This is a genomic window from Nocardiopsis ganjiahuensis DSM 45031, assembly GCF_000341085.1.
Lineage (GTDB): Bacteria > Actinomycetota > Actinomycetes > Streptosporangiales > Streptosporangiaceae > Nocardiopsis > Nocardiopsis ganjiahuensis.
In genome coordinates this window covers 46,380-66,883 of the sequence record NZ_ANBA01000012.1, presented here as the reverse complement: position 1 = coordinate 66,883, position 20,504 = coordinate 46,380, and the positions used below count along the sequence as shown (strand labels likewise).

Below are 20,504 nucleotides of genomic sequence, written 5' to 3'. Positions count from 1 at the left end.
GGTCCTTTTCTGACTCGGACGACTACGGGGGCTCCGGCGGGGCTGGGCCGAAGGGGTCACGGCATCTAACGACGCAGGCGGCCGCGGATGAGTTCCACGGCCGAGCTCAGTTCGGGCACGCGCAGAAGACGGGCGGACACCAGGAAGAGCAGCGCGCCGACGGCACATCCGGCGACAGGGGCACCGATGTAGGTGAGCAGGCCGGAACCGACCTGGGTGTCGAAGAACCAGAGCACACCGAAGCCCGCCGCGATGCTGGGGACGACGGCCAGGTGCAGGCGCAACAATGTGCCAATCACGTGCTTTCCGTCAAGCCCCCCGATGCGACGGCTGAGGATCTGGCCCGCGATGGTCAGACCCGACAGGAACGAGAGCATGAAGCCCGCGGCGACGCCGACGACCACCAGGTTCGGCGGCAGGAGCAGGTAGGCGACCAGGGCCAGACCGCTGTGAACAGCGAGGTTGGCGCCCCCGATGAGGGCCGGGGTCTTCGTGTCGCCCATCGCGAAGAACACGCGCAGCATCAGCTGGAACACGGTGAACGGCAGCAGGCCCAGCGACATCACGGCGAGGATCTGGCCGATGGCGGTCGCGTCGGCGACGGAGACCGAACCCCGGGCGAACGCCAGGATCGACAGCGGCTCGGCGAACATCGCCACCGCGAAGGCGGTCGGGACCAGGACGAAAGCGGAGATCCGCAGGGTCCGGGAGAAGTCCGAGCGGACCGAGTCCCAGTTGCGGTCGTCGGCGTGCGCGCTCATCCGGGGGAGCAGCACGGTGATCAGGGAGACCGCGATGATCGCGTAGGGGAGCTGGAAGAGCTGGTACGCCAGGTTGTAGGCGCTGATGCCGGCACCGACGTCCAGGCCCTGCTCGATGCCGGCCACGTTCGCCGCGTTGGCGATGTTGGTGGTGATCCACAGGCCCGCCTGGGTCAGCAGGGTGTAGAGCATCATCCACCCGGCCGTGCGCAGCGCCTCGCCGAGCCCGGAACCGCGCAGGTCCAGGCGGGGGCGCCACCGGTAGCCGGTCCGGGTCAGCGCGACGAACAGCACCAGCGCCTGGAGCGCCATGCCCGCCGCGGTGCCGGCGCCCAGCAGGGTGAGCTCGGCGGAGGAGACCGTCTCCGGGGTGCGGCCCGGGCCGGCCACGACCAGGAACATCCCGGCCACGCCCATGATGACGAAGTTGTTGAGCACCGGCGCCCAGACCGCGGCGCCGAACTTGCCGCGGGTGTTGAGCATGGCGCTCAGCAGACCGCTCAGGCCCACGAAGAAGATTTGGGAGAGCAGGAATCGGGCCAGGTAGACCGACGTCTCGAACTGCACGGGGGTGAACCGGGAGCCGTACAGCCAGATGAGGCCCTCGGCGGCCAGGATCGCGACCGCTGTCACCAGGAACAGCGCCAGCACCATGGAGGTGAACAGGCGGTCCTCGGTGGCCTTGCCGCCGTCCGCGTCGCGCTTGCGCCGTTTCACCAGGAACGGGATGACCACCGAGGCCATCAGGCCGCCGATGAGCAGGTCGTTCAGGATGAAGGGGATCGTGTGCGCCGTGTGGTAGGCGTCACCGAGCAGGTGGGTGCCGATGGCGGCGGCCAGCACGATGGTGCGGGCGAAGCCGCTCAGGCGTGACGCCATGGTGCCCACGGCCATGATCATGCTGGAGCGCATCATGCCACCGGAGCCGGAGCCGGAGCCGGAGCCGGAGCCGGAGTCCTCCTTCGGGGCGTCCGTCTCCGACGGGGGCAGTTCGCCCTCTTCGAAGGAGGGGGTGGGGCCGCCGGAGGGGCGGATCGTGCTTTCACCTGGCATGGAGCCCTCGTGGGGAAGTTTGCGGTGCTTGGGCGGGTGCTGTTCGGGCGAGTAACGAGGGCGCTGCTCGCCGCCGTTCGGGGAGTCGGTGACCACCGTGGATCAGGGTTCCTTTCGTCCGACTGGGAGGTTCGTGCCGCGGCGCCGCGGGGGCGGCGCCGCGGTTCAAGCGGTGGCGGTCACTTGCCGGCGCCGCTGCCGTCCGGTCGGTCCTCGCCGTCCGGCTCCTCGCCGGAGGGGGCGCCGGGATCGGCGTCCGGGGACGACTGCGCCGCGGGGGCGTCCGCCTCGGGTGTCTCGTCGTCCGCAGGGGCGTCCGGTGCGGCGGGCGTGTCCTCGGGGCCGTCGGCTTCGGCGGCGTTGGCCTTGGCCGACTGCTTCCGGGCCCACTTGCGCAGCGCTCGGGGCGCCAGCGCGGCGATCAGGATCAGCAGGCCGATCCCGCTGATCAGGAGCGCCTGGGTACCCAGACCCGTGGCGTTCACCTGGATCAGGGTGTCCTGCGAGCTGATCGGCTCACCGTTGGCGTTCTGCAGGCTGACGTGCACGATCGTGCTGCCGTTGATCCGTGCCGACAGCGGCACGTACACCGTGGTCTTGGCGCCGGGAGCGATCTCGAAGTGGTGCGTGTACTCGCCGATGCTCAGCCGTTCGGAGTTCTCCGAGTACAAGGACAGGTAGACGTAGACGGCCTCGTCCTCGAGGTCGTTGGCGACGAGCACGCCCGTGGTCCCGGTGCTGCTGGCCAGGGTGACCGGCTCGCCCGGAATGACGCGCACGTCGTCCATGCGGCTCTGCACGGTTCGTCCCACCAGGGACCGGACGGCCCCGGCCTGGGCCTCGCGGTCCCGCCAGTACACCGACTCCAGCCGCACCATGGCGGGGCGGAAGGGGTCGCTGTCGCCGACCAGGATGCTGTTGAACAGGCGCACGTCCCGGCCGACGTCCTCGACCTGGCCGAGGTAGGTGGAGCTGAGCTCGTCGTCGTAGGCGTGGTCCGGATAGGACAGCCCCTGACGGGTCTCCTCCCGCTCCTCGGCGTCGGGGAGCTCCACCCGGTCCAGGCGTTCGGGCGAGAGCCAGGGAAGGCTGTCGGTGGCCTGGAGCACACCGTCGGCCAGCTCGGGGCCGGGATCCCAGCCGGGCTCGGGGGCGGCGATGACCACGCGGTCGCCACCGGTGTTCTCGCCGGCGATCATCGCGGTCTCCGCGGCGAAGCGCTGGAGCGCCAGGGTGGACTCACCGGGTCCCTGAGAGGGCATGGACAGCACGTCGGTCAGCCCGGAGTCGGCGACCAGGGCGTAGGGCTCCTCACCCTCCTCCTCGGCACCGCTCTCGGGCAGCGGCGCCTGCGCGGTGGGGGTCGTGTTGATCCAGGACGCGGGCGGGACCGCCTCCTCGTCCAGGAGGAAGCGGTGGGCGCCGTGCTCGGTGAACAGCGCCTGCACGCTCTCCTCCATGAGCCCTCCGGCCGGAACCGCGAACCGCTCGTCCGCCTCCAGCCCGAGCGCACGCGCCACGGCCTCCTGTCCGAGCCGCAGCGAGGCCTCGGCGTCGGACTCCATGTCGTTGCGGAGCAGCGCGCCCAGGTCGGTTCCGGCGTAGGGCGAGGCCACGAGGGTGTCGGCGGCCAGTACCGCGCGGGCCTCGCGCAGCCACACCTGGGCGGCCTCGTTCGCGACCTGCTCGTGCCGGGCCGGGTCGCTCTCGGCCGGGTCCGCGAGCGGGTCCTCGAGGACCTCGTGGTCCTCCGACGCCATACGGAGGATGTCGTCGAGCGTGCCGGGGTCGACCGCCCAGGTGATCGGGATGCCCTCGGTACGTGACGGGGAGGCCTCGTCGTCCTCGTCCGGGCCGTCGGCGTCCTCCTCGTCCTCGGCCTCCTCGGTCTCCTCCGGGGTGAGCGAATCGGCGTTCTCCTCCGCGGTGGCGTCCGCGGCTGGGAGGCCCTCCTCCTCCGGGGCCTCCTCTTCCTCCAGGCCCAGCTCCTCGACGAGGTCCGCGTCACCGGCCTCGAAGGACAGCGGGACCTGCGCGCCGGACTGCAGGAGGCGTCCCAGGCGCCCGTCGGCGCCGACGGAGCCGTGGAGGCCGTCGCTGAGGAAGGTGTCGTCGTCGGCCCGCTGGGGGGTGTCCATCAGCGGCCAGACCCAGGCCAGGTCCACGGAGGGGACGTCGTCGTCGGGGGAGTAGGGCAGGAACGTGTACTGGGCGCCGATGGGCTCGCCCTCACCGTCGAGGGCCTCGATGACCATGGGGTACACGCCGTAGGAGTCCAGGCCCAGGTCCTCGACCGGGGTGCTCAGCGAGTACTCGAGGGCGCCGTCCGGCTCCAGTTCGCCGTCGAACTCCTCGTCCGGTCCGGCGGCGTTGGGCTGCCAGTCGTCGCCGGTGGCGAACGCGTCCAGCTCGTCACGGGAGGTGAAGGGGTGTCTGGAGTACCGCATGCGGACGGTGACGTCCTCGACGGACTCCCCGGTGGTGTTGATCACCTCGCCCGCCACCCGCAGGGTGCTGTCCTCGTCGAGGGCGTCCGGAGTGATCCGGTCCACGACGAGAGGGGCCGCCGACCCCTCGTCCTCGGGCTCCGCCGACGCGGACGAGAGAGTGGCCGGTATCGGAAGCAGAGCGGCGGTCATGGCCATGACCGCGGCCGCGGAAGCAGTTCGACGCAACGCTTGGTTTCCTGATTCGGGTCCAGGTGTCCGTCCCGCCAGGGATACGGAAGGTGGGGCGGGGTCGGTCGGGGTGCCCGCGCGGCGCGCTCGGCGGAAGCGGGGCTGGTGGCCTCGGAACGACCGTGACGTGCCACCACTCCACCCGAAGATACCGCGTTCCCCGAACCCCGGTTCTGGTCCGGACCGTTGTTCGTGGACGTGGCTGGACCACCCTTTCATCCACCGGGGGTTCCGCACCAGGGCCACGGCGGGCTCACCGGCGTGTCAGACGATTCGCGGTTACCCCGTGGGGCCGCCTAACCTGCGTGGTGTGCCGAACACAGAGTTTTCGAGTGAGAACGACGTCGCCCAGAACCCGTCCGCCGAGGTGAAACCGCCCTTGGGCACACTGAGCGGTGCCCAGCGGGCAGCGGTGACCGCGTTGGTCGACGCCATCCAGCCGGTCGCCGACGAACTCGGCGACCGGTTCGACGCACACGGCCAGCAGCTCGCCGTCGTGGGCGGGCCGGTCCGTGACGCGCTCCTCGGCCGCGCCTCCAACGACGTGGACCTCACCACGGACGCGGTACCCCAGCGCATCCTCGAGCTGATCGACGGCTGGGCGGACTCCGTGTGGACCGTCGGCATCGAGTTCGGCACCGTGGGCCTGCGCAAGCGCGGCCTCCAGCTGGAGATCACCACCTACCGCAGCGAGGACTACTCTCCCAAGTCCCGCAAGCCCGAGGTGTCCTACGGCACGGACATCCACGACGACCTGCTGCGCCGCGACTTCACCGTCAACGCGATGGCGGTGCGCCTGCCCGGCCAGGAGTTCATCGACCCCTTCGGCGGGCTCGCCGACCTCCGGGCCAAGGTGCTGCGGACCCCGGGCCGCCCGGAGGACTCCTTCAGCGACGACCCGCTGCGCATCATGCGCGCGGTCCGCTTCGCCGCCCAGCTCGGCTTCTCCCTGGCACCCGAGGTGGCCGAGGCCGCGCGGAACATGGCGGACCGGCTCGCCATCGTCTCCGCCGAGCGCGTCCGCGACGAGCTCACCAAGCTCATGCTCAGCCCGGATCCGCGCCGCGGCATCGAGCTCATGGTGGAGCTGGGCATCGCCGAGCACGTCATGCCCGAGATCCCCAAGATGCAGCTGGAGATCGACGAGCACCACCGGCACAAGGACGTTTACGAGCACTCGCTCACCGTCCTCGACCAGGCCATGGACCTGGAACGCGAGCGCGGGCACGGGCCCGACCTCGTGCTGCGCCTGGCCGCCCTGCTGCACGACATCGGCAAGCCCAGGACCCGCGCCTTCGAGGGCGGCAACCGGGTGACCTTCCACCACCACGAGGTGGTCGGTGCCTCGATGAGCCGCAAGCGGATGAACGCGCTGCGCTTCCCCAAGGACGTCACCACCCAGGTGAGCACGCTGGTCGCGCTGCACCTGCGCTTCCACGGCTACGGCAAGGGCGAGTGGACGGATTCGGCGGTGCGCCGCTACGCCCGCGACGCCGGTGACCAGCTGGAGCGGCTGCACATCCTGACCCGGGCCGACTGCACCACGCGCAACCGGCGCAAGGCCGCCGCACTCGCCCGCTCCTACGACGACATCGAGCGCCGCATCGCCGAGCTCGCCGAGCAGGAGGAGCTGGACCGGATCCGCCCGGACCTGGACGGCAACGAGATCCAGGAGATCCTGGGCGTCAAGCCCGGCCCGCTGGTGGGCAAGGCCTACCGCTTCCTCCTGGAACTGCGCCTGGAGAACGGCCCCATGGACAAGGACGCGGTCGTCGCCGAGCTGCGCTCCTGGGCGGCCGAGCACCTGGATCAGGACGGCCGGCAGGAGAAGTAGGCCGATCCGCCCCCCGCAGGGAGCTGGTCCGGCGGCGGACCCGATCGGTCCGGACCGGTTCAGAGCCCGGGTTTGACCGCGGTGAGGACCATCGCCGCCCCGAACACGCGCAGCGGTGTGCCCTCCAGTCTGTCCGACACGGTCCGCAGGGTCTCCGGTCGGCGGTCGAAGGGCGGCATGAGGTAGTCGATCGCGCGGACCCGCAGCCCGCAGCCGCGGAGCAGGCGCCCCAGCTCCTGGCTGGTGAAGGACCGCGCGTCCGACATCCGCTCGTGCAGTGGGCGCACCCAGGGCAGGAATGGCGCGGTCAGGGCGGAGCGCCGCCGGCCGCCCCAGAGGACCCCGTGCGTCTCGAACGGGAACCACCGGTTGGACGCGGTCAGCGAGAGGGCGCCGCCGGGCCTGAGCACCCGGTGGATCTCGGTGAGGGCGCCCTCCAGGTCGTCGAGGTGCTCGATCACCTCGAAGGCGGTGACCCGGTCGAAGGTGTTGGCGTCGAAGGCCAGCGCGTCGACGGACATCTTGTGCACGCCGACCCGGTTCTCCAGGCGGGTCCCGGCGACGCGCGCGCTGAGCGCGTCGAGCCCTTCCGGTTCGATGTCGATGGCGTCCACCCGCACGTACCCCTCGGCGAGTTCGACGGTGTGGGCGCCGTCCCCGCAGCCGACGTCGAGCAGCCGGTCCCCGTGCGCGGGCAGCTGACGGCACACCGCCCCGATCCGTTTGGTGACCCCGCGAACCCCGAAGGCGCTCGAGGGGCCACCGAGTCCGAAACCGCCGTTCATGGCCACCGTCCCCTGCTTGTGCACGAATACCTGCGGGGGACACTACAGCAGGTGACGCTTTAGTTACGGATTGATGCGACGACATGTCGATACGTCACCTGTCGGGTCACCGGAGGGCGCACCTGTCCGACGGCCGTTCCGCGCGCGGTGCAAGGATGACCGGATGAACAGCACCACCACCTGGTACCTGGAAATGACCGACCCGGCCGCCCTGAAGCCCGGGCGCGAGCCCGGTACCCCCGTGCGGTTCGTCCGCGCGGAGGTGCCCGGCCCCGAGTTCTCCCGGTTCCTCTACGAGACGGTCGGCCGCGACTACCAGTGGATCGACCGGAACCCCTGGACCGAGGCGGAGTGGCGCGAGCTGCTGGAGCGCCCGGAGACCGAGACCTGGGTCCTCTACGACCGGGGCACGCCCGCGGGCTACGTGGAGATGGAGGCCCAGGACGAGGGGGCGGTGGAGATCGTCTACTTCGGCCTCCTCCCGGGCTTCCTCGGCCAGGGACTGGGCGGGCACATGCTCACCGAGGCCCTGCGAAGGGCCTGGGACCTGGCCGAGCGCCGGCCGGAGCGCGAAGCCACCCGCAGGGTGTGGCTGCACACCTGTTCCCTGGACGGTGAGCACGCCCTCGCCAACTACGAGGCGCGCGGCCTGCGCGTCTACCGGGAGACCGTCGGAGACGAGGCCGCGGCGGCCGACAAGGGCACAAGGGGATAGGCGGACAAGTCGACATGTCCCCCGGCAGGGGCGGGGTCCAGCAGGGAAGAGGAGGGCCCGTCCGCCGGGCCGACCAGCGGGCAATCGTTCCTGCGGCGACCCCCGACGCGGTCTCCACCAGGAGCGCGGGCAAGGACGCGGCGAACGCTAGACCGTCTCGGGTTCGGGCCGCTCGCGGGTGAGGCGGCGGGCGCGGACCGACCAGGCCGCGCTCATCAGGAGGTAGGCGAGGATCATCGCGCCCACCACCGGGACGCTCACCCCGGACTGCGGGACCAGGCCGGCGGTCAGCCCGGCCCCCAGCACGAACGTGGCGTTGAACAGCACGTCGTAGACCGAGAACACCCGGCCGCGGTAGGCGTCGTCGACATGTCGCTGAACCAACGTGTCGACAGTGACCTTCACCGCCTGGGAGACGAAGCCCAGGACGAACGCGGCCACCGGGAACAGGGCCGCGGAGAAGGGCAGGCCGAACAGCAGCAGCGCGACGGCGGCGCCGGCGAGCAGCGACGCGATCCACGCGCTCTCACCGATCCGCCCGGTCGCCCACGGTGTGGCCACGGCCCCGAGGAAGAAGCCGAGGGCGAGCAGCCCCGCGGCCACCGAGAATCCGGCGATCCCGGCGACACCGCCGCCCGTGAACGTGTTGTTGTACAGCAGCATGGTCAGGAGCGTGGAGATGCCGAAGAGCACGCGGTGGCCGCCGATGGTGAGCAGACCGTCGCGGGCGGGCGTCCGTTCCCAGATGTGCCGGACCCCGGTGGCCATGCCCCTGACCACGTTGCGCAGCGCGGCCCGGACCTCCTCGGACTCCGCTTCCAGGTGCGGCCCCAGCTCCCGGTACCGCAGGGTGAGCGAGACCAGGGCGGCTCCGGTGAAGCCCAGCGCGGCCGCGAACAGGATCACCCCGGTGCCCAGGGCCTCCTCGCCGCCGATCATGCCGATCGCCAGGCCCACACCGGTCCCGAGGGAGCTCGCGACGGTGCCGCAGGTCGGGGTGACCGCGTTGGCCATCATCAGCTTGTCCCGGGGCACCACGTAGGGCAGCCCCGCGGAGAGGCCGGACAGGAAGAAGCGGTTGACGCTCAGGACGAGCAGGGCCGCGACGAAGAACGCGGGCCCCTCCCCGTGGGCGACGAGAAGCGCCGTCACCGTGGCCAGGACGGCCTTGGCCAGGGACGACAGCAGGAGGACCTGGCGGCGGGGCCACCGGTCGATGAGGACACCCGCGAACGGGGCGACCACGGAGAAGGGGAGGAGCAGGACGGCGAAGGCCGCGGCGACCTCCCCGGCCCCCGTGTGCTGTTCGGGGTTGAAGAACACGAAACCGGCCAGTCCGGCCTGGTAGACCCCGTCGGAGAACTGGGAGACCAACCGGGTACCGAACAGCCGGCGGAACCGGGCCCCCTGGAGGACCGCGCGCAGATCACCGAAGAAGGACACGCCCTCAGAGTAGGGCGTGCGGGGCGGGGGACCGCCCGGGGCCGTGGCGGCCCCGGGCGGTGTGCACACGGTCCGCCCGGGAGCGGCTGCTAGGCGTCGCCCTTGATGAAGGATTCGACCTTGTCGTGCGCCTCGGAGTCGCTGTACTGCTCCGGCGGCGACTTCATGAAGTAGGAGGAGGGCTCCAGGAGCGGGCCGCCGATGCCGCGGTCCTTGGCGATCTTCGCGGCACGCACGGCGTCGATGATGATGCCCGCGGAGTTGGGGGAGTCCCACACCTCGAGCTTGTACTCCAGGTTCAGCGGGACGTCGCCGAAGGCGCGGCCCTCGAGGCGGATGTACGCCCACTTGCGGTCGTCCAGCCACGGCACGTGGTCCGACGGGCCGATGTGCACCGAACCCGCCTTGAGCTCGTGCGGGATCTGCGAGGTGACCGACTGGGTCTTGGAGACCTTCTTGGACTCCAGGCGCTCGCGCTCCAGCATGTTCTTGAAGTCCATGTTGCCGCCGAAGTTCAGCTGGTAGGTGCGGTCCACGACCACGCCCCGGTCCTCGAACAGCTTGGACAGCACCCGGTGGGTGATGGTGGCGCCGATCTGCGACTTGATGTCGTCGCCGATGATCGGCACGCCCGCCTTGGTGAACTTCTCGGCCCACTCGGGGTCGGAGGCGATGAACACCGGGAGCGCGTTGACGAAGGCCACGCCCGCGTCGATGGCGCACTGGGCGTAGAACTTGCCGGCCTCCTCGGAGCCCACCGGGAGGTAGGAGACGAGGACGTCGGCCTTGCTGGCCTTGAGAGCGGCGACGACGTCCACGGCGTCCTCGGGGGACTCCTGGATCGTCTCGCGGTAGTACTTGCCCAGACCGTCGTAGGTCGGGCCGCGCATGACGGTCACGCCGGTCGGCGGGACGTCACAGATCTTGATGGTGTTGTTCTCGCTCGCGACGATGGCCTCGGCCAGGTCGTGTCCGACCTTCTTGGCGTCCACGTCGAAGGCGGCGACGAACTCGATGTCGCTCACGTGGTACGGGCCGAACTGGACATGCATCAGGCCGGGCACCCGCGACTCCGGGTTGGCGTCCTTGTAGTAGTGCACACCCTGGACGAGCGACGCCGCACAGTTGCCGACGCCCACGACGGCTACACGTACCGAACCCATTGGTCCTTGCTCCTTCTTCTTCGCGAACATGGATTCCACAGCGCACGGCGACGGGCCCGCGCCGACGGCGGTCCGGGGCTCGTCATCCTGCGTTCGTATTCCGTATGTGGTCAGCAGCGCGCACGGAGTTTCTGTTCCCCCTCATGGCCGTCGACTTCGGGGGAGAACTGTGCATGTCTGGCTGGTTTGTTCTGCTATGACTCTATCTTCGCTTCGTGGTGAGAACGTATACAGCCAGAGGCGTCGGAGTAGCCGGGGTGACCGGGAGTGACCGTGGGGCGAGTGGTGAGCGGGGAGCCCTGCGCACAATTTCACACCCGCGCCGGTGAACAGGGAGAACGCATCCCCTCCCGGATTCCGTGACCGCGATCACAGCTTCTGTCCTTGCTGGTCGCGGAGCCGCTGAGCTGCGGGGACCGGAGGTTCCCGGCAGAGGGTGACGAGGACTTCCAAAGGGAGCGATACCCTCGCGCGTGGGTTGTGCTATACCGTTCGATCGCTCTAACGTGACCCTTGATTTGCGTGCGTAGCCGGTAGAAGCCCCGAACGAAGCCACCGCCGCGGCGTAGTTCACGTCGGCCCAGAGCACCGACGGGTCAGGGGCAGTGCTCCCGCAGGCCAACGATCAGGAGGAAGTAGCGGCTTACGTCTTCGCGACCTGTTGAAAACCTTCGCCCACGGCTGGGCGTCTCTTTATCAAGCCTTGAACGACAGGCAACAGCGGTGGAAACAGGCCCGACCGGCCCCTGAGCCGTGCCGGTTCGGCACCACAGGTCGCGAATCACCGATCCCCCAGGGGGACCATCCCCCGTTTCCACCAAGGAATCGTCAGGCCGACCGGCCGTGAGAGGCAATCGAGGACCACGTGAGTACCGAACGACGACGGAGTGCCGACGGCGGCCGTCGCCGGGCCGACGGCCCGGACGACGGTCCGCGCGGCGACGGCGGAAGGCGCAGGGCCGGAGGCCCTCCCCGGGAAGAACGTGCGGGCGGACGGCGCCGACCTGATGCCGACGGCGGCTTCCGGGGAGACGACCAGCCCGCGCCGCGCGCCCGCAGAGCCCGCCCCCCGGGTGACGAGGCGCGTTCCGAGGGGCGCCCCCGCCCCGAGGGCGGGCGCCGCAGGGCCGAGGGAGAGCGGCCCCGCCGCCCCGACGGCCAGCGCCGGCGCCGCCCCGAGGACGACGACCGGCCGCGCCGCCGCCCCGAAGGCGAACGCCCCCGGCGCCCGGAGGACGGCGAACGCCCCCGGCGCCGTCCGGACGACCCCCGTGCGGGCGGACGCCGCCGCGCGGCGGGCCCCCGTGACCCCCGTGACCGTGAACACGGCTCCCGCTCCGAGGGCCGCCGTGCGGCCGGTCGGGGCTCCCGCGCCGCGGCGGGCTCCGGCGGCCGCGGCGGTGGCGGCGGACGCCGCCGTCCCCGTGAGGACGAGCCGGACGACCGCCCCTGGTGGAAGCGGTTCCTGTCCAAGGCCTGGAAGCCCGCGCTGGCCTTCTGCGGTCTGATGATCATCGGCGGGGTGGCCGCCTTCGCGGTGCTGTACTCCATGGCGCCCGACGCGAAGCAACTCGACGACGAGGCGGAGGAGCAGTCCTCCTCCACCCAGATCTACTGGGCGGGGGAGGAGGGCGAGGAGGAGCTCGCCACCACCACCGGTGACGTCAAGCGCGTGGCCGTCGAGTACGACGACCTCCCGCCCTCGGTCGTCAACGGGGTGCTCGCCGCGGAGCAGCGCACCTTCTTCGAGGACCCGGGCATCAACGTCATGGGTATCGGCCGCGCCCTGCTCTCCGGCGGTGACGCGGGCGGTGGTTCGACCATCACCCAGCAGATGGCCCGGAACTACTACAGGGAGCTCGACGGCGACGCGCCGCTGATCCGCAAGGTCCGCGAGATCTTCATCTCGATCAAGCTCGCGCAGCAGAAGGAGCCCGAGGAGGTCCTCACGACCTACCTCAACACGATCTACTTCGGCCGCGGGGCCCTGGGCGTCGAGATGGCCGCCCAGGAGTACTTCGGCAAGAGCGTGAAGGACCTCACCGACGCCGAGGGCGCCTACATCGGCATCATCATCCAGATGCCCAGCAACTTCGAGAACCCTGATCCCGACTCCTGGACCGCCAAATACCTCAAGGAGGAGCGCTGGCCCTACGTCCAGGAGCAGCTCGCCACGATGTACGAGGAGACCGGCGGCGAACTGGGCCTGCCCGAGAACGAGGCCAAAGAGCTGGAGATCCCCGAGGCCATCGAGTACGACGGTTCGGGGCAGGACGACGACCCGAGCCTGGGATACATCCGCCAGGCCGTGATCAACGAGGTCGAGCGCCGCTACGAGGGCTCGAACGTGACCGCCGCCGACATCGCCACCAAGGGCCTGGTCATCAAGACCTCGCTCGACCCGGCGCTGATGACCGCCGCCAGGGACGCCTTCGACGTCCTCCCGGAGGGCGCGGCCGAGGACACCAAGCACGGGCTGACCGCGGTCGACCCGTCGACAGGGGAGATCGTCGCCTTCAACGGCGGCCCCGACGTCTCCACGCAGATCAACCACTCCCTGGTCCACCAGGCCCAGGCCGGTTCGGCCTACAAGCCCTACGTGCTGGCCCGGGCCCTGATGGACGAGATCGGACTGCGCAGCCAGTTCGACGGCTCCAACGGCCGGGAGTTCCCCGGCCTGGCCAGCCCGGTGAACAACTCCGGCAATGCCGAATACGGTGACGTGGACCTCATCCAGTCCACCGCGGACTCGGTGAACACGAGCTTCGTGGACCTGGCGGTCCAGGTCGAACCGTCCCGGGTGGACGCGCTCGCGGTCGAGATGGGCGTGCACCCCGACCGGCAGACGACCTCCCAGGTCGGTCCGCTCGTGGCGCTGGGCACGCACCAGGTGAACGCGCTCGACATGGCCAGCGGCTACGCGACCTTCGCCGCCGAGGGACGGCACTTCCCGGCCCACATGGTCACCGAGGTCCAGAAGGCCGACGGGGAACCGCTCACACCGGACGACGCGGAAGAGTTGGAGAAGGGCACCGAGGTCTTCTCCCAGGGCGTCGCCGCCGACGCCACCCACGCCATGCAGGAGGTGGTCACCAACGGCGGTGGCAAGAACGCCGCCCTGAGCGACGGCCGCCCGGTGGCCGGCAAGACCGGTACCTCCTCCGACGCGGTGTCGGCCTGGTTCGTGGGGTACACACCGCAGCTCTCCACCGCGGTCGGACTGAGCCGTGAGAAGGCCACCGACTCGTTGGACTTCGGTCCGGAGTTCGGTGACGTCTACGGCGGCACCACCTCCGCGAGGGTGTGGAAGGCCTTCATGGAGGTCGCCATGGAGGGACAGGAGCACCAGCAGTTCCCGGCACCCCAGTGGGTGGGCGAGGACCAGAGCTTCCTGCCGACCCCCGAGCCGACCGAGTCGCCCGAGCCCGAGGAACCGACCGAGTCGCCCGAGCCCGAGGAGCCCACGGAGGAGCCCACCGACGAGCCGACGGAGGAAGAGGAGTGCGATCGGTGGGACTGGGAGTGCGAGAACGGCGGAGAGACCCCCGAGCCGCCGGAGGACTGCGGTGGTGGATGGCCGCGGCCGGACTGTGAGGACGACGACACCGAGCCGACCGATCCCGAGCTTCCGGGAAACAACGCCGGTCAGGGCAACTCGAACAACAACAGCCTGATCAGGCCGAGGGATTGATCGTCGGGTAGTCGACGGCGCGGCCGGGGGCCGGTGCCGGGGGGAGACCCTCCGGCACCGGCCCCCGGCCTTTGCGCGTGGCGCGCTCCGGGGCGTCCGGATCGTGCGCAGGGTCCGGGTTGTCCACAGACCAGCACCGGTGGTACGCCGCTGCTGGTAGCCTTGGTTCCCGTATGGCTCAGAGCCCGAGCGGTGCGCCCCGGCCCGACCGGGGCGGCGGAACGCCGGGCTCCTGCCCTCCTGCCATGGAGATTCCATGGCCGCAACAGTCCAGAGGAGGAACGTACGCTTATGCGTCGTTACGAAATCATGGTCATCCTCGACCCGAACCTCGACGAGCGCACCGTCGCCCCGTCGCTGGAGAACTTCCTGGGCGTCGTCCGCAACGACGGCGGCTCGGTCGAGAAGACGGAGATCTGGGGCAAGCGTCGTCTCGCCTACGACATCAACAAGAACTCCGAGGGCATCTACGCGGTCATCGACCTGACCGCCAAGCCCGAGACGGTCAAGGAGCTCGACCGTCAGCTCGGCATCGCCGAGGCCGTGCTCCGCACCAAGGTTCTGCGCCCCGAGGTTCACTAGGCACCCCAGTGCCCCGACCCCCTGACCCCGCTCGTCCTCTTCCGTCCCCAGGGCTGTTCTGTCTCTAGGGGCAGGGATGATGCGGGGAGCAGGCGAAACCGCCTGATCCCGAACTATCTCGAACCGGAGCCGATCCATGGCAGGCGAAACCCAGATCACGCTCGTCGGCAACCTCGTCGATGACCCTGAACTGCGCTTCACGCCCAGTGGAGCCGCGGTCGCCAACTTCCGTGTGGCCTCGACGCCCCGCACCTTCGACCGCGCGTCGGGGGAGTGGAAGGACGGAGAGTCCATGTTCCTCTCCTGCACCGTGTGGCGTCAGTACGCGGAGAACGTGGCCGAGAGCCTTCAGCGCGGCATGCGCGTCATCGTGCAGGGTCGCCTGAAGCAGCGGTCCTTCGAGACCCGCGAGGGTGAGAAGCGGACCGTCTACGAGATCGACGTCGAAGAGGTCGGACCGGCCCTGCGCAGCGCCACCGCCAAGGTGACGAAGACGCAGCGGCAGGGTGGTGGCGGTTTCGGCGCCAACCAGGGCGGCGGGTTCGGTGGCGGCCAGCCCCAGGGCGGACAGCCCCAGGGCGGCGGCTACGGGAACCAGGGCGGCGGTTTCGGCGGCAACCAGGGCGGCCAGGGCGGCCGCAGTGGTGCCCCGGCCGACGACCCGTGGGCGACCAACGGCGGTGGCGGCGGCGGTTTCGGTGGCGGCGGCGGAGGTTTCTCCGACGAGCCCCCGTTCTAGACGGCGTCCACCCCTCGTAACACCCGGCCCGGTCCCTCCGGGGACCGAGTCACCTTTCATTTTCCCAGCCCATCCCCGGGAGGACCCCGGGGCTCTTGCGAAGGAGCACCACGATGGCTAAGCCGGCAGCGCGCAAGCCCAAGAAGAAGGTTTGCCTCTTCTGCCAGGAGAAGCAGTCCTACATCGACTACAAGGACACCACGCTTCTCCGCAAGTTCATCTCCGAGCGCGGCAAGATCCGTGCCCGTCGGGTGACCGGCAACTGCACGCAGCACCAGCGCGACGTCGCCACGGCGATCAAGAACGCGCGCGAGGTGGCCCTGCTGCCCTACACCAGCACCGCTCGCTAGCGGCGATATTCCGAGGGAGGTTTTTGTCGTGAAGCTGATTTTGACCCACGAGGTCAACGGTCTCGGAGCCCCCGGCGATGTCGTCGAGGTGAAGAACGGTTACGGTCGCAACTACCTGCTGCCCCGAGGGTTCGCCATCCGGTGGACCCGCGGCGCTCAGAAGCAGATCGACCTGATCCAGCGTGCCCGCAAGGCGCGTGACATCCGTACCCTGGACGAGGCCCAGCAGGTCGCCGGCCGGGTCGGTGCTCTGAACGTGCGCCTCAAGCAGCGCGCCGGTCAGGGTGGTCGTCTGTTCGGTTCGGTCACGCCCGCGGACATCGTCGAGGCCGTCAAGGCCACCGGCGGTCCCGAGCTGGACAAGCGCCGGATCGAGATCAAGAACCCGATCAAGTCGGTCGGTGCCCACAAGGTCCAGGTCCGCCTGCACCCCGAGGTCGCCGCGACGATCAAGCTGGACATCGTCGGCGCCTAGTACGCGTCGGCCGTTCCGCTCCCGGACCCCGTCCCTCTTCGGAGGGGCGGGGTTCCGTGCTTGACGGAACACGCCGTATTACTGCAAACCACCCTTTGATTACTCTTTGTAATCTAGCGTGTTCTCTGTGTCGCGTCGCGTCCCGCGGCGCTCCGCACGGAGAGGACAGCATACCGATGGCCGTTGAGAGACGACCCGAGACCGACCACCCTCTGGCGGTGGACCGTAGGACGATGCTGCGAGGAGCCGCCCTGGCCGCCGGCGGAGTCCTCCTCGGTGGGGTGCTGGGGGTGTCGGCTGCGGGACCGGCCTCCGCCTCGGCGACGCCCAAGGTCTACACCCGGGCGGACTGGAAGGCGCGCGCCCCCAAGGGCGGCATCCAGGTACTGGCGACGGGCCCGACCCACATCGTCGTGCACCACACCGCCACCGGGAACGTGTCGGACACGTCGACCAGCCACGCCGCAGCGCTGTCGAGGTCCATCCAGAGCTACCACATGGACAGCAACGGGTGGAGTGACACCGGGCAGCAGCTGACGATCAGTCGCGGCGGACACATCATGGAGGGGCGCGACCGGTCGCTCCAGGCGATCCGGGACGGCAAGCACGTGCTCGGCGCGCACACCGCGAACCACAACTCGCACACGATCGGGATCGAGAACGAGGGCACCTACACCTCGACGACCCCGCCCGGCGCGCTCATGTCCGCCCTGGTCGACACCTGCTCGTGGTTGTGCCTCGTGTACCGCCTCGACCCGCAGGAGGCGATCGTGGGCCACCGCGACTACAACGCCACCAGCTGCCCGGGCGACAAGCTCTACTCGATGCTCCCCCAGCTCCGCGACGACGTGGGGAGCCGGCTGCGCGAACAGCTCATCCACCTGAGCAGGCAGGCAGGGAGGGAGCTCACCCTGGAGGAGCTGCCGAGCTACCCGGCCGTACCGAGCTCCGAGCGGATCGCGACCTTCTACCACGGCCCCGCCATCGGTGACCTCGACACGTCTCTCTGACGGCGCGGTGCCCTGACCCGGGAAGGCCCTGGCCCGGAGAAGACCGAGAACCGTCCCTGCTCCCCGCCGCAGGGGCGGTCCACCCGCTGATCACGGCCGGGCCGCGCCGGTGACGAGCCAGGACCCGCCCCGGGCGCGCAGGCCCAGGGTGACGGCGCGGGCCAGGATCCACACGGCGAAGGCGATCCACAGCCCCACCAGGCCCCACACCTCGGAGGTGGCGAGCCGGGGGACGACCAGGGCGAACGGCAGGAAGGCGAGCATCGTCCACAGGGACGCCCAGGCCAGGTAGCGCTGGTCTCCTGCCCCCATGAGGACCCCGTCCAGCACCATCGTCACCCCGCTCAGCGGCTGTATCAGCGCCACCACCACGAGGGAGGCCGTGATCAGCACGGCCACCCGCGGGTCCGAGGTGAAGGGGACGTGGGCCCAGGGCAGCACGAGGAACACCAGGACCGCGAACACGAGTCCCGACATCACGCCCCACTCGACCATGCGGCGGGTGGCGTCCTTGGTCCCCCGCACGTCACCGGCGCCGAGGTAGCGGCCCACGATCGACTGCCCGGCGATGGCGATGGCGTCCATCGCGAACACCAGCAGGGCCCAGATGTTGTAGCTGACCTGGTGTGCGGCGATCGACTCGTCACCGAGACGGGCGGCGACGGCGGTCGTCACCAGCGCCACCACGCGCATGGACACGCTGCGCAGGAACAGCGCGAACCCGGCCGAGGCCGAGGCCCGCAGCCCCGCCAGGGTCGGGGTGAGGGACACCCCCGCGCGCCGGGCCGAGCGGGCGATGGCCGCCACGTACCAGAACGCTCCCGCGCCCTGGGCGAGCACCGTCGACCAGGCCGAACCGGCGATGCCCCAGTCGAAGACGAACACGAAGGTCGCGCACAGCACGGCGTTGCCGATGTAGGAGGCGACGGCCACCACCAACGGCGTCCTGGCGTCCTGGAGACCGCGCAGGACCCCGGTTCCGGCCATGACGACCAACAGGAACGGCGTGCTCAGCAGGCTGATCCGCAGGTACGTGAGGGCGTAGGGTGCCACCTCGGGCGAGGCGCCCAGGAGGTCGATCATCCACGGGCCCAGCGGCCAGCCGATCCCGATCGCGGCGATCCCCAGCAGGATCGCGAGCCAGAGCCCGTCCACCCCGTCACGGATGCCGCCGGTGGTGTCGCCGGCGCCGAACTTGCGGGCCACCGCCGCGGTGGTCCCGTAGGCGAGGAAGATGCACACCGCGGCCAGGGTCATCAGGACCTGGCCCGCGACCCCGAGTCCGCCCAGAGCCCGGGTGCCCAGGCTGCCGACGATCGCGGTGTCGGTGAGCAGGAAGAGGGGCTCGGCGATGAGCGCGAAGAACGTGGGGACGGCGAGAGCGAAGATCTCGCGGTCGTGGCGGTGCCGGAAGGGGGCCGCGGAGAGCAGAGTTGCCATGACGGAGCCACAGTACCGGACAGGCGTTCGAGACTATCTGTGGCGTTGTCCACAGGTGGGTCGAAGCCTGTGGATAACCTGTGGAAAGCCGTCCTGTGAGACATCTTGCACGTCCCGGTGGCGAACTACGTTTTCCCAGTTCAAGCAGGTTATGGGCGACTCGCGGCAAAGTTATCCACAGGTGATGTGCATAACCTCTGTGCGCAATGCCCCACAGGGCTTCGGATGTGATGGTAAGGACTTGTCCACAGGCGCCCCGCACGGCGCCTTCGGCACCGGGGATGGGGCATCCTGGAAGAGTCGGCCCGATCCGGGCCGACACACGCGGCCGGTGTGGGGAGAAGTTCGTGAGTGTCGCTGGGCAACCACCTGAAGAAGGCGGATACGAGCGCACCCCACCCCATGACATCCAGGCCGAACAGAGCGTCCTGGGCGGCATGCTGCTGTCCAAGGACGCCATCACCCAGGTCGTCGAGATCATCCGCTCCGCGGACTTCTACCGCCCCGCGCACCAGATCATCTACGACAGTGTCGTCGACCTCTTCTCCCGCGGTGAGCCCGTCGACGCCATCTCCGTCAACGCGGAGCTGACCAAGCGCGGTGAGGCCACCCGGGTCGGCGGAGCGCCGTACCTGCACACCCTCACCGAGGCGATCCCCACCGCGGCCAACGCGGGTTACTACGCCAAGATCGTCTCGGACCGCGCCGTCCTGCGCCGCCTGGTCGAGGTCGGCACCCGCATCGCGCAGATCGGCTACGCGGGCGACGGCGAGGTGGACGACCTCGTCGACCACGCCCAGGCCGAGATCTACAAGGTCGCGGAGAAGCGCACCGGCGAGGACTACGTGGTCCTGGGCGACATCATGCCCGGCGCCCTGGACGAGATCGAGGCGATCGGGGCCAACGACGGCAGCATGACCGGCGTCCCCACCGGCTTCGCCGACTTCGACGCCCTCACCAACGGCCTCCACCCCGGCCAGATGGTCATCATCGCCGCGAGACCAGCCGTTGGAAAAAGCACCCTGGCCTTGGATTTCGCGCGTGCTGCGTCTATCAAGAACGAGATGGCGTCCGTTTTCTTCAGTCTGGAGATGGGGCGCAACGAGATCGTCATGCGCTTGCTCTCCGCCGAGGCACGGGTGCCGCTGCACACCATGCGGTCCGGTCTGATGACCGACGAGGACTGGGCGCGGCTGGCCAGACGGATGGGCGAGGTGGCCAGCGCGCCGCTGTTCATCGACGACTCGCCCAACATGTCGATGATGGAGATCCGGGCCAAGTGCCGCCGCCTCAAGCAGCAGCACGACCTCAAGCTCGTGATCGTCGACTACCTCCAGCTGATGAGCTCGCCCGGCCGGGTGGAGAGCCGCCAGCAGGAGGTCTCCGAGATGTCGCGTTCGCTCAAGCTCCTGGCCAAGGAGCTGGAGGTGCCCGTGGTGGCGCTGTCCCAGCTCAACCGCGGCCCCGAGCAGCGCACCGACAAACGCCCCCAGGTGTCGGATCTTCGCGAATCGGGCAGCATCGAGCAGGACGCCGACATGGTGATCCTGCTCTACCGCGAGGACGTGCACGACAAGGAGTCGCCGCGCGCGGGCGAGGCCGACATCATCGTGGCCAAGCACCGCAACGGTCCCACCGCGGACGTGACTGTGGCCTTCCAGGGCCACTACAGCCGCTTCGTCGACATGGCGCCCGGTTAATCCGTCGACACGGCCCGGCCCCGCTGACCTACCGTGCTTCGGGAAAGCGTTCATGGGTGCGGGGCGTGACCAGTAGTCACGCCCC

15 protein-coding genes are annotated in these 20,504 nt (G+C 69.9%); 9 read left to right on the top strand and 6 right to left on the bottom strand.

What is annotated here, in order from left to right:
• Positions 1–65: 65 nt before the first annotated feature.
• Both murJ and D458_RS33665 read right to left on the bottom strand, forming a co-directional pair.
• Positions 66–1,910 (bottom strand): murein biosynthesis integral membrane protein MurJ, encoded by a 1,845-nt coding sequence (murJ, locus tag D458_RS0117510; protein ID WP_017588052.1) that lies wholly within the window; start codon positions 1,908–1,910, stop codon positions 66–68.
• Positions 1,911–1,993: 83 nt separating this feature from the next.
• On the bottom strand, positions 1,994–4,459 hold the full coding sequence (locus D458_RS33665; protein ID WP_017588051.1) for a DUF6049 family protein: 2,466 nt from the start codon (positions 4,457–4,459) through the stop codon (positions 1,994–1,996).
• A gap of 343 nt (positions 4,460–4,802) precedes the next feature.
• Here D458_RS33665 and D458_RS0117500 point away from each other — a divergent pair, with 343 nt between their 5' ends.
• The gene (locus tag D458_RS0117500) at positions 4,803–6,326 is read left to right on the top strand and encodes a CCA tRNA nucleotidyltransferase (RefSeq protein WP_026119411.1); all 1,524 of its coding nucleotides are present in this window, start codon (positions 4,803–4,805) and stop codon (positions 6,324–6,326) included.
• A 59-nt stretch (positions 6,327–6,385) separates the two neighbouring features.
• Here the strand turns inward: D458_RS0117500 and D458_RS0117495 are convergent, their stop codons facing one another.
• Positions 6,386–7,111 carry a class I SAM-dependent methyltransferase gene (locus D458_RS0117495; RefSeq protein WP_026119410.1) on the bottom strand — a complete coding sequence of 242 codons (726 nt, stop codon included), beginning with the start codon at positions 7,109–7,111 and terminating at the stop codon, positions 6,386–6,388.
• Positions 7,112–7,274: 163 nt separating this feature from the next.
• Between D458_RS0117495 and D458_RS0117490 the strand changes: the two genes are divergently transcribed.
• Complete coding sequence (locus tag D458_RS0117490; protein WP_017588048.1) at positions 7,275–7,826, top strand: GNAT family N-acetyltransferase; 552 nt, start codon at positions 7,275–7,277, stop codon at positions 7,824–7,826.
• A gap of 147 nt (positions 7,827–7,973) precedes the next feature.
• Here D458_RS0117490 and D458_RS0117485 read toward each other — a convergent pair whose 3' ends face one another.
• Both D458_RS0117485 and D458_RS0117480 read right to left on the bottom strand, forming a co-directional pair.
• Entirely contained in the window at positions 7,974–9,269 is a 1,296-nt protein-coding gene (locus D458_RS0117485; protein WP_017588047.1) for an MFS transporter, read from the bottom strand.
• Positions 9,270–9,358: 89 nt separating this feature from the next.
• Positions 9,359–10,432, bottom strand: coding sequence for an inositol-3-phosphate synthase (locus tag D458_RS0117480; protein WP_017588046.1), 1,074 nt, complete (start codon positions 10,430–10,432; stop codon positions 9,359–9,361).
• A gap of 865 nt (positions 10,433–11,297) precedes the next feature.
• On the opposite strand from D458_RS0117480, the gene D458_RS0117470 reads away from it, so the two are divergent.
• The 6 genes from D458_RS0117470 to D458_RS0117445 all read left to right on the top strand — a co-directional run bounded on the left by D458_RS0117470 (position 11,298) and on the right by D458_RS0117445 (position 17,279).
• Complete coding sequence (locus D458_RS0117470) at positions 11,298–14,123, top strand: transglycosylase domain-containing protein (protein ID WP_152521160.1); 2,826 nt, start codon at positions 11,298–11,300, stop codon at positions 14,121–14,123.
• A gap of 291 nt (positions 14,124–14,414) precedes the next feature.
• On the top strand, positions 14,415–14,705 hold the full coding sequence (gene rpsF, locus D458_RS0117465) for a 30S ribosomal protein S6 (RefSeq protein WP_026119409.1): 291 nt from the start codon (positions 14,415–14,417) through the stop codon (positions 14,703–14,705).
• A gap of 136 nt (positions 14,706–14,841) precedes the next feature.
• The gene (locus D458_RS0117460) at positions 14,842–15,444 is read left to right on the top strand and encodes a single-stranded DNA-binding protein (protein ID WP_017588042.1); all 603 of its coding nucleotides are present in this window, start codon (positions 14,842–14,844) and stop codon (positions 15,442–15,444) included.
• A 113-nt stretch (positions 15,445–15,557) separates the two neighbouring features.
• The gene (gene rpsR / locus D458_RS0117455) at positions 15,558–15,794 is read left to right on the top strand and encodes a 30S ribosomal protein S18 (protein ID WP_013155832.1); all 237 of its coding nucleotides are present in this window, start codon (positions 15,558–15,560) and stop codon (positions 15,792–15,794) included.
• 28 nt (positions 15,795–15,822) lie between these two features.
• On the top strand, positions 15,823–16,269 hold the full coding sequence (gene rplI, locus D458_RS0117450; protein ID WP_026119408.1) for a 50S ribosomal protein L9: 447 nt from the start codon (positions 15,823–15,825) through the stop codon (positions 16,267–16,269).
• Positions 16,270–16,445: 176 nt separating this feature from the next.
• Positions 16,446–17,279, top strand: coding sequence for a peptidoglycan recognition protein family protein (locus tag D458_RS0117445; protein WP_026119407.1), 834 nt, complete (start codon positions 16,446–16,448; stop codon positions 17,277–17,279).
• 90 nt (positions 17,280–17,369) lie between these two features.
• Here the strand turns inward: D458_RS0117445 and D458_RS0117440 are convergent, their stop codons facing one another.
• Positions 17,370–18,719 (bottom strand): MATE family efflux transporter, encoded by a 1,350-nt coding sequence (locus D458_RS0117440; protein WP_017588039.1) that lies wholly within the window; start codon positions 18,717–18,719, stop codon positions 17,370–17,372.
• Between the two features lie 347 nt (positions 18,720–19,066).
• On the opposite strand from D458_RS0117440, the gene dnaB reads away from it, so the two are divergent.
• Complete coding sequence (gene dnaB, locus D458_RS0117435; RefSeq protein WP_017588038.1) at positions 19,067–20,419, top strand: replicative DNA helicase; 1,353 nt, start codon at positions 19,067–19,069, stop codon at positions 20,417–20,419.
• Positions 20,420–20,504: the final 85 nt, after the last annotated feature.

Coding starts and splice junctions, on each gene's coding strand:
- D458_RS33665 (WP_017588051.1), bottom strand. CDS start 4,459: ATGGCCATGACCGCCGCTCTGCTTCCGATACCGGCCACTCTCTCGTCC.
- D458_RS0117495 (WP_026119410.1), bottom strand. CDS start 7,111: ATGAACGGCGGTTTCGGACTCGGTGGCCCCTCGAGCGCCTTCGGGGTT.
- D458_RS0117490 (WP_017588048.1), top strand. CDS start 7,275: ATGAACAGCACCACCACCTGGTACCTGGAAATGACCGACCCGGCCGCC.
- D458_RS0117480 (WP_017588046.1), bottom strand. CDS start 10,432: ATGGGTTCGGTACGTGTAGCCGTCGTGGGCGTCGGCAACTGTGCGGCG.
- rpsF (WP_026119409.1), top strand. CDS start 14,415: ATGCGTCGTTACGAAATCATGGTCATCCTCGACCCGAACCTCGACGAG.
- D458_RS0117460 (WP_017588042.1), top strand. CDS start 14,842: ATGGCAGGCGAAACCCAGATCACGCTCGTCGGCAACCTCGTCGATGAC.
- rpsR (WP_013155832.1), top strand. CDS start 15,558: ATGGCTAAGCCGGCAGCGCGCAAGCCCAAGAAGAAGGTTTGCCTCTTC.
- D458_RS0117445 (WP_026119407.1), top strand. CDS start 16,446: ATGGCCGTTGAGAGACGACCCGAGACCGACCACCCTCTGGCGGTGGAC.
- D458_RS0117440 (WP_017588039.1), bottom strand. CDS start 18,719: ATGGCAACTCTGCTCTCCGCGGCCCCCTTCCGGCACCGCCACGACCGC.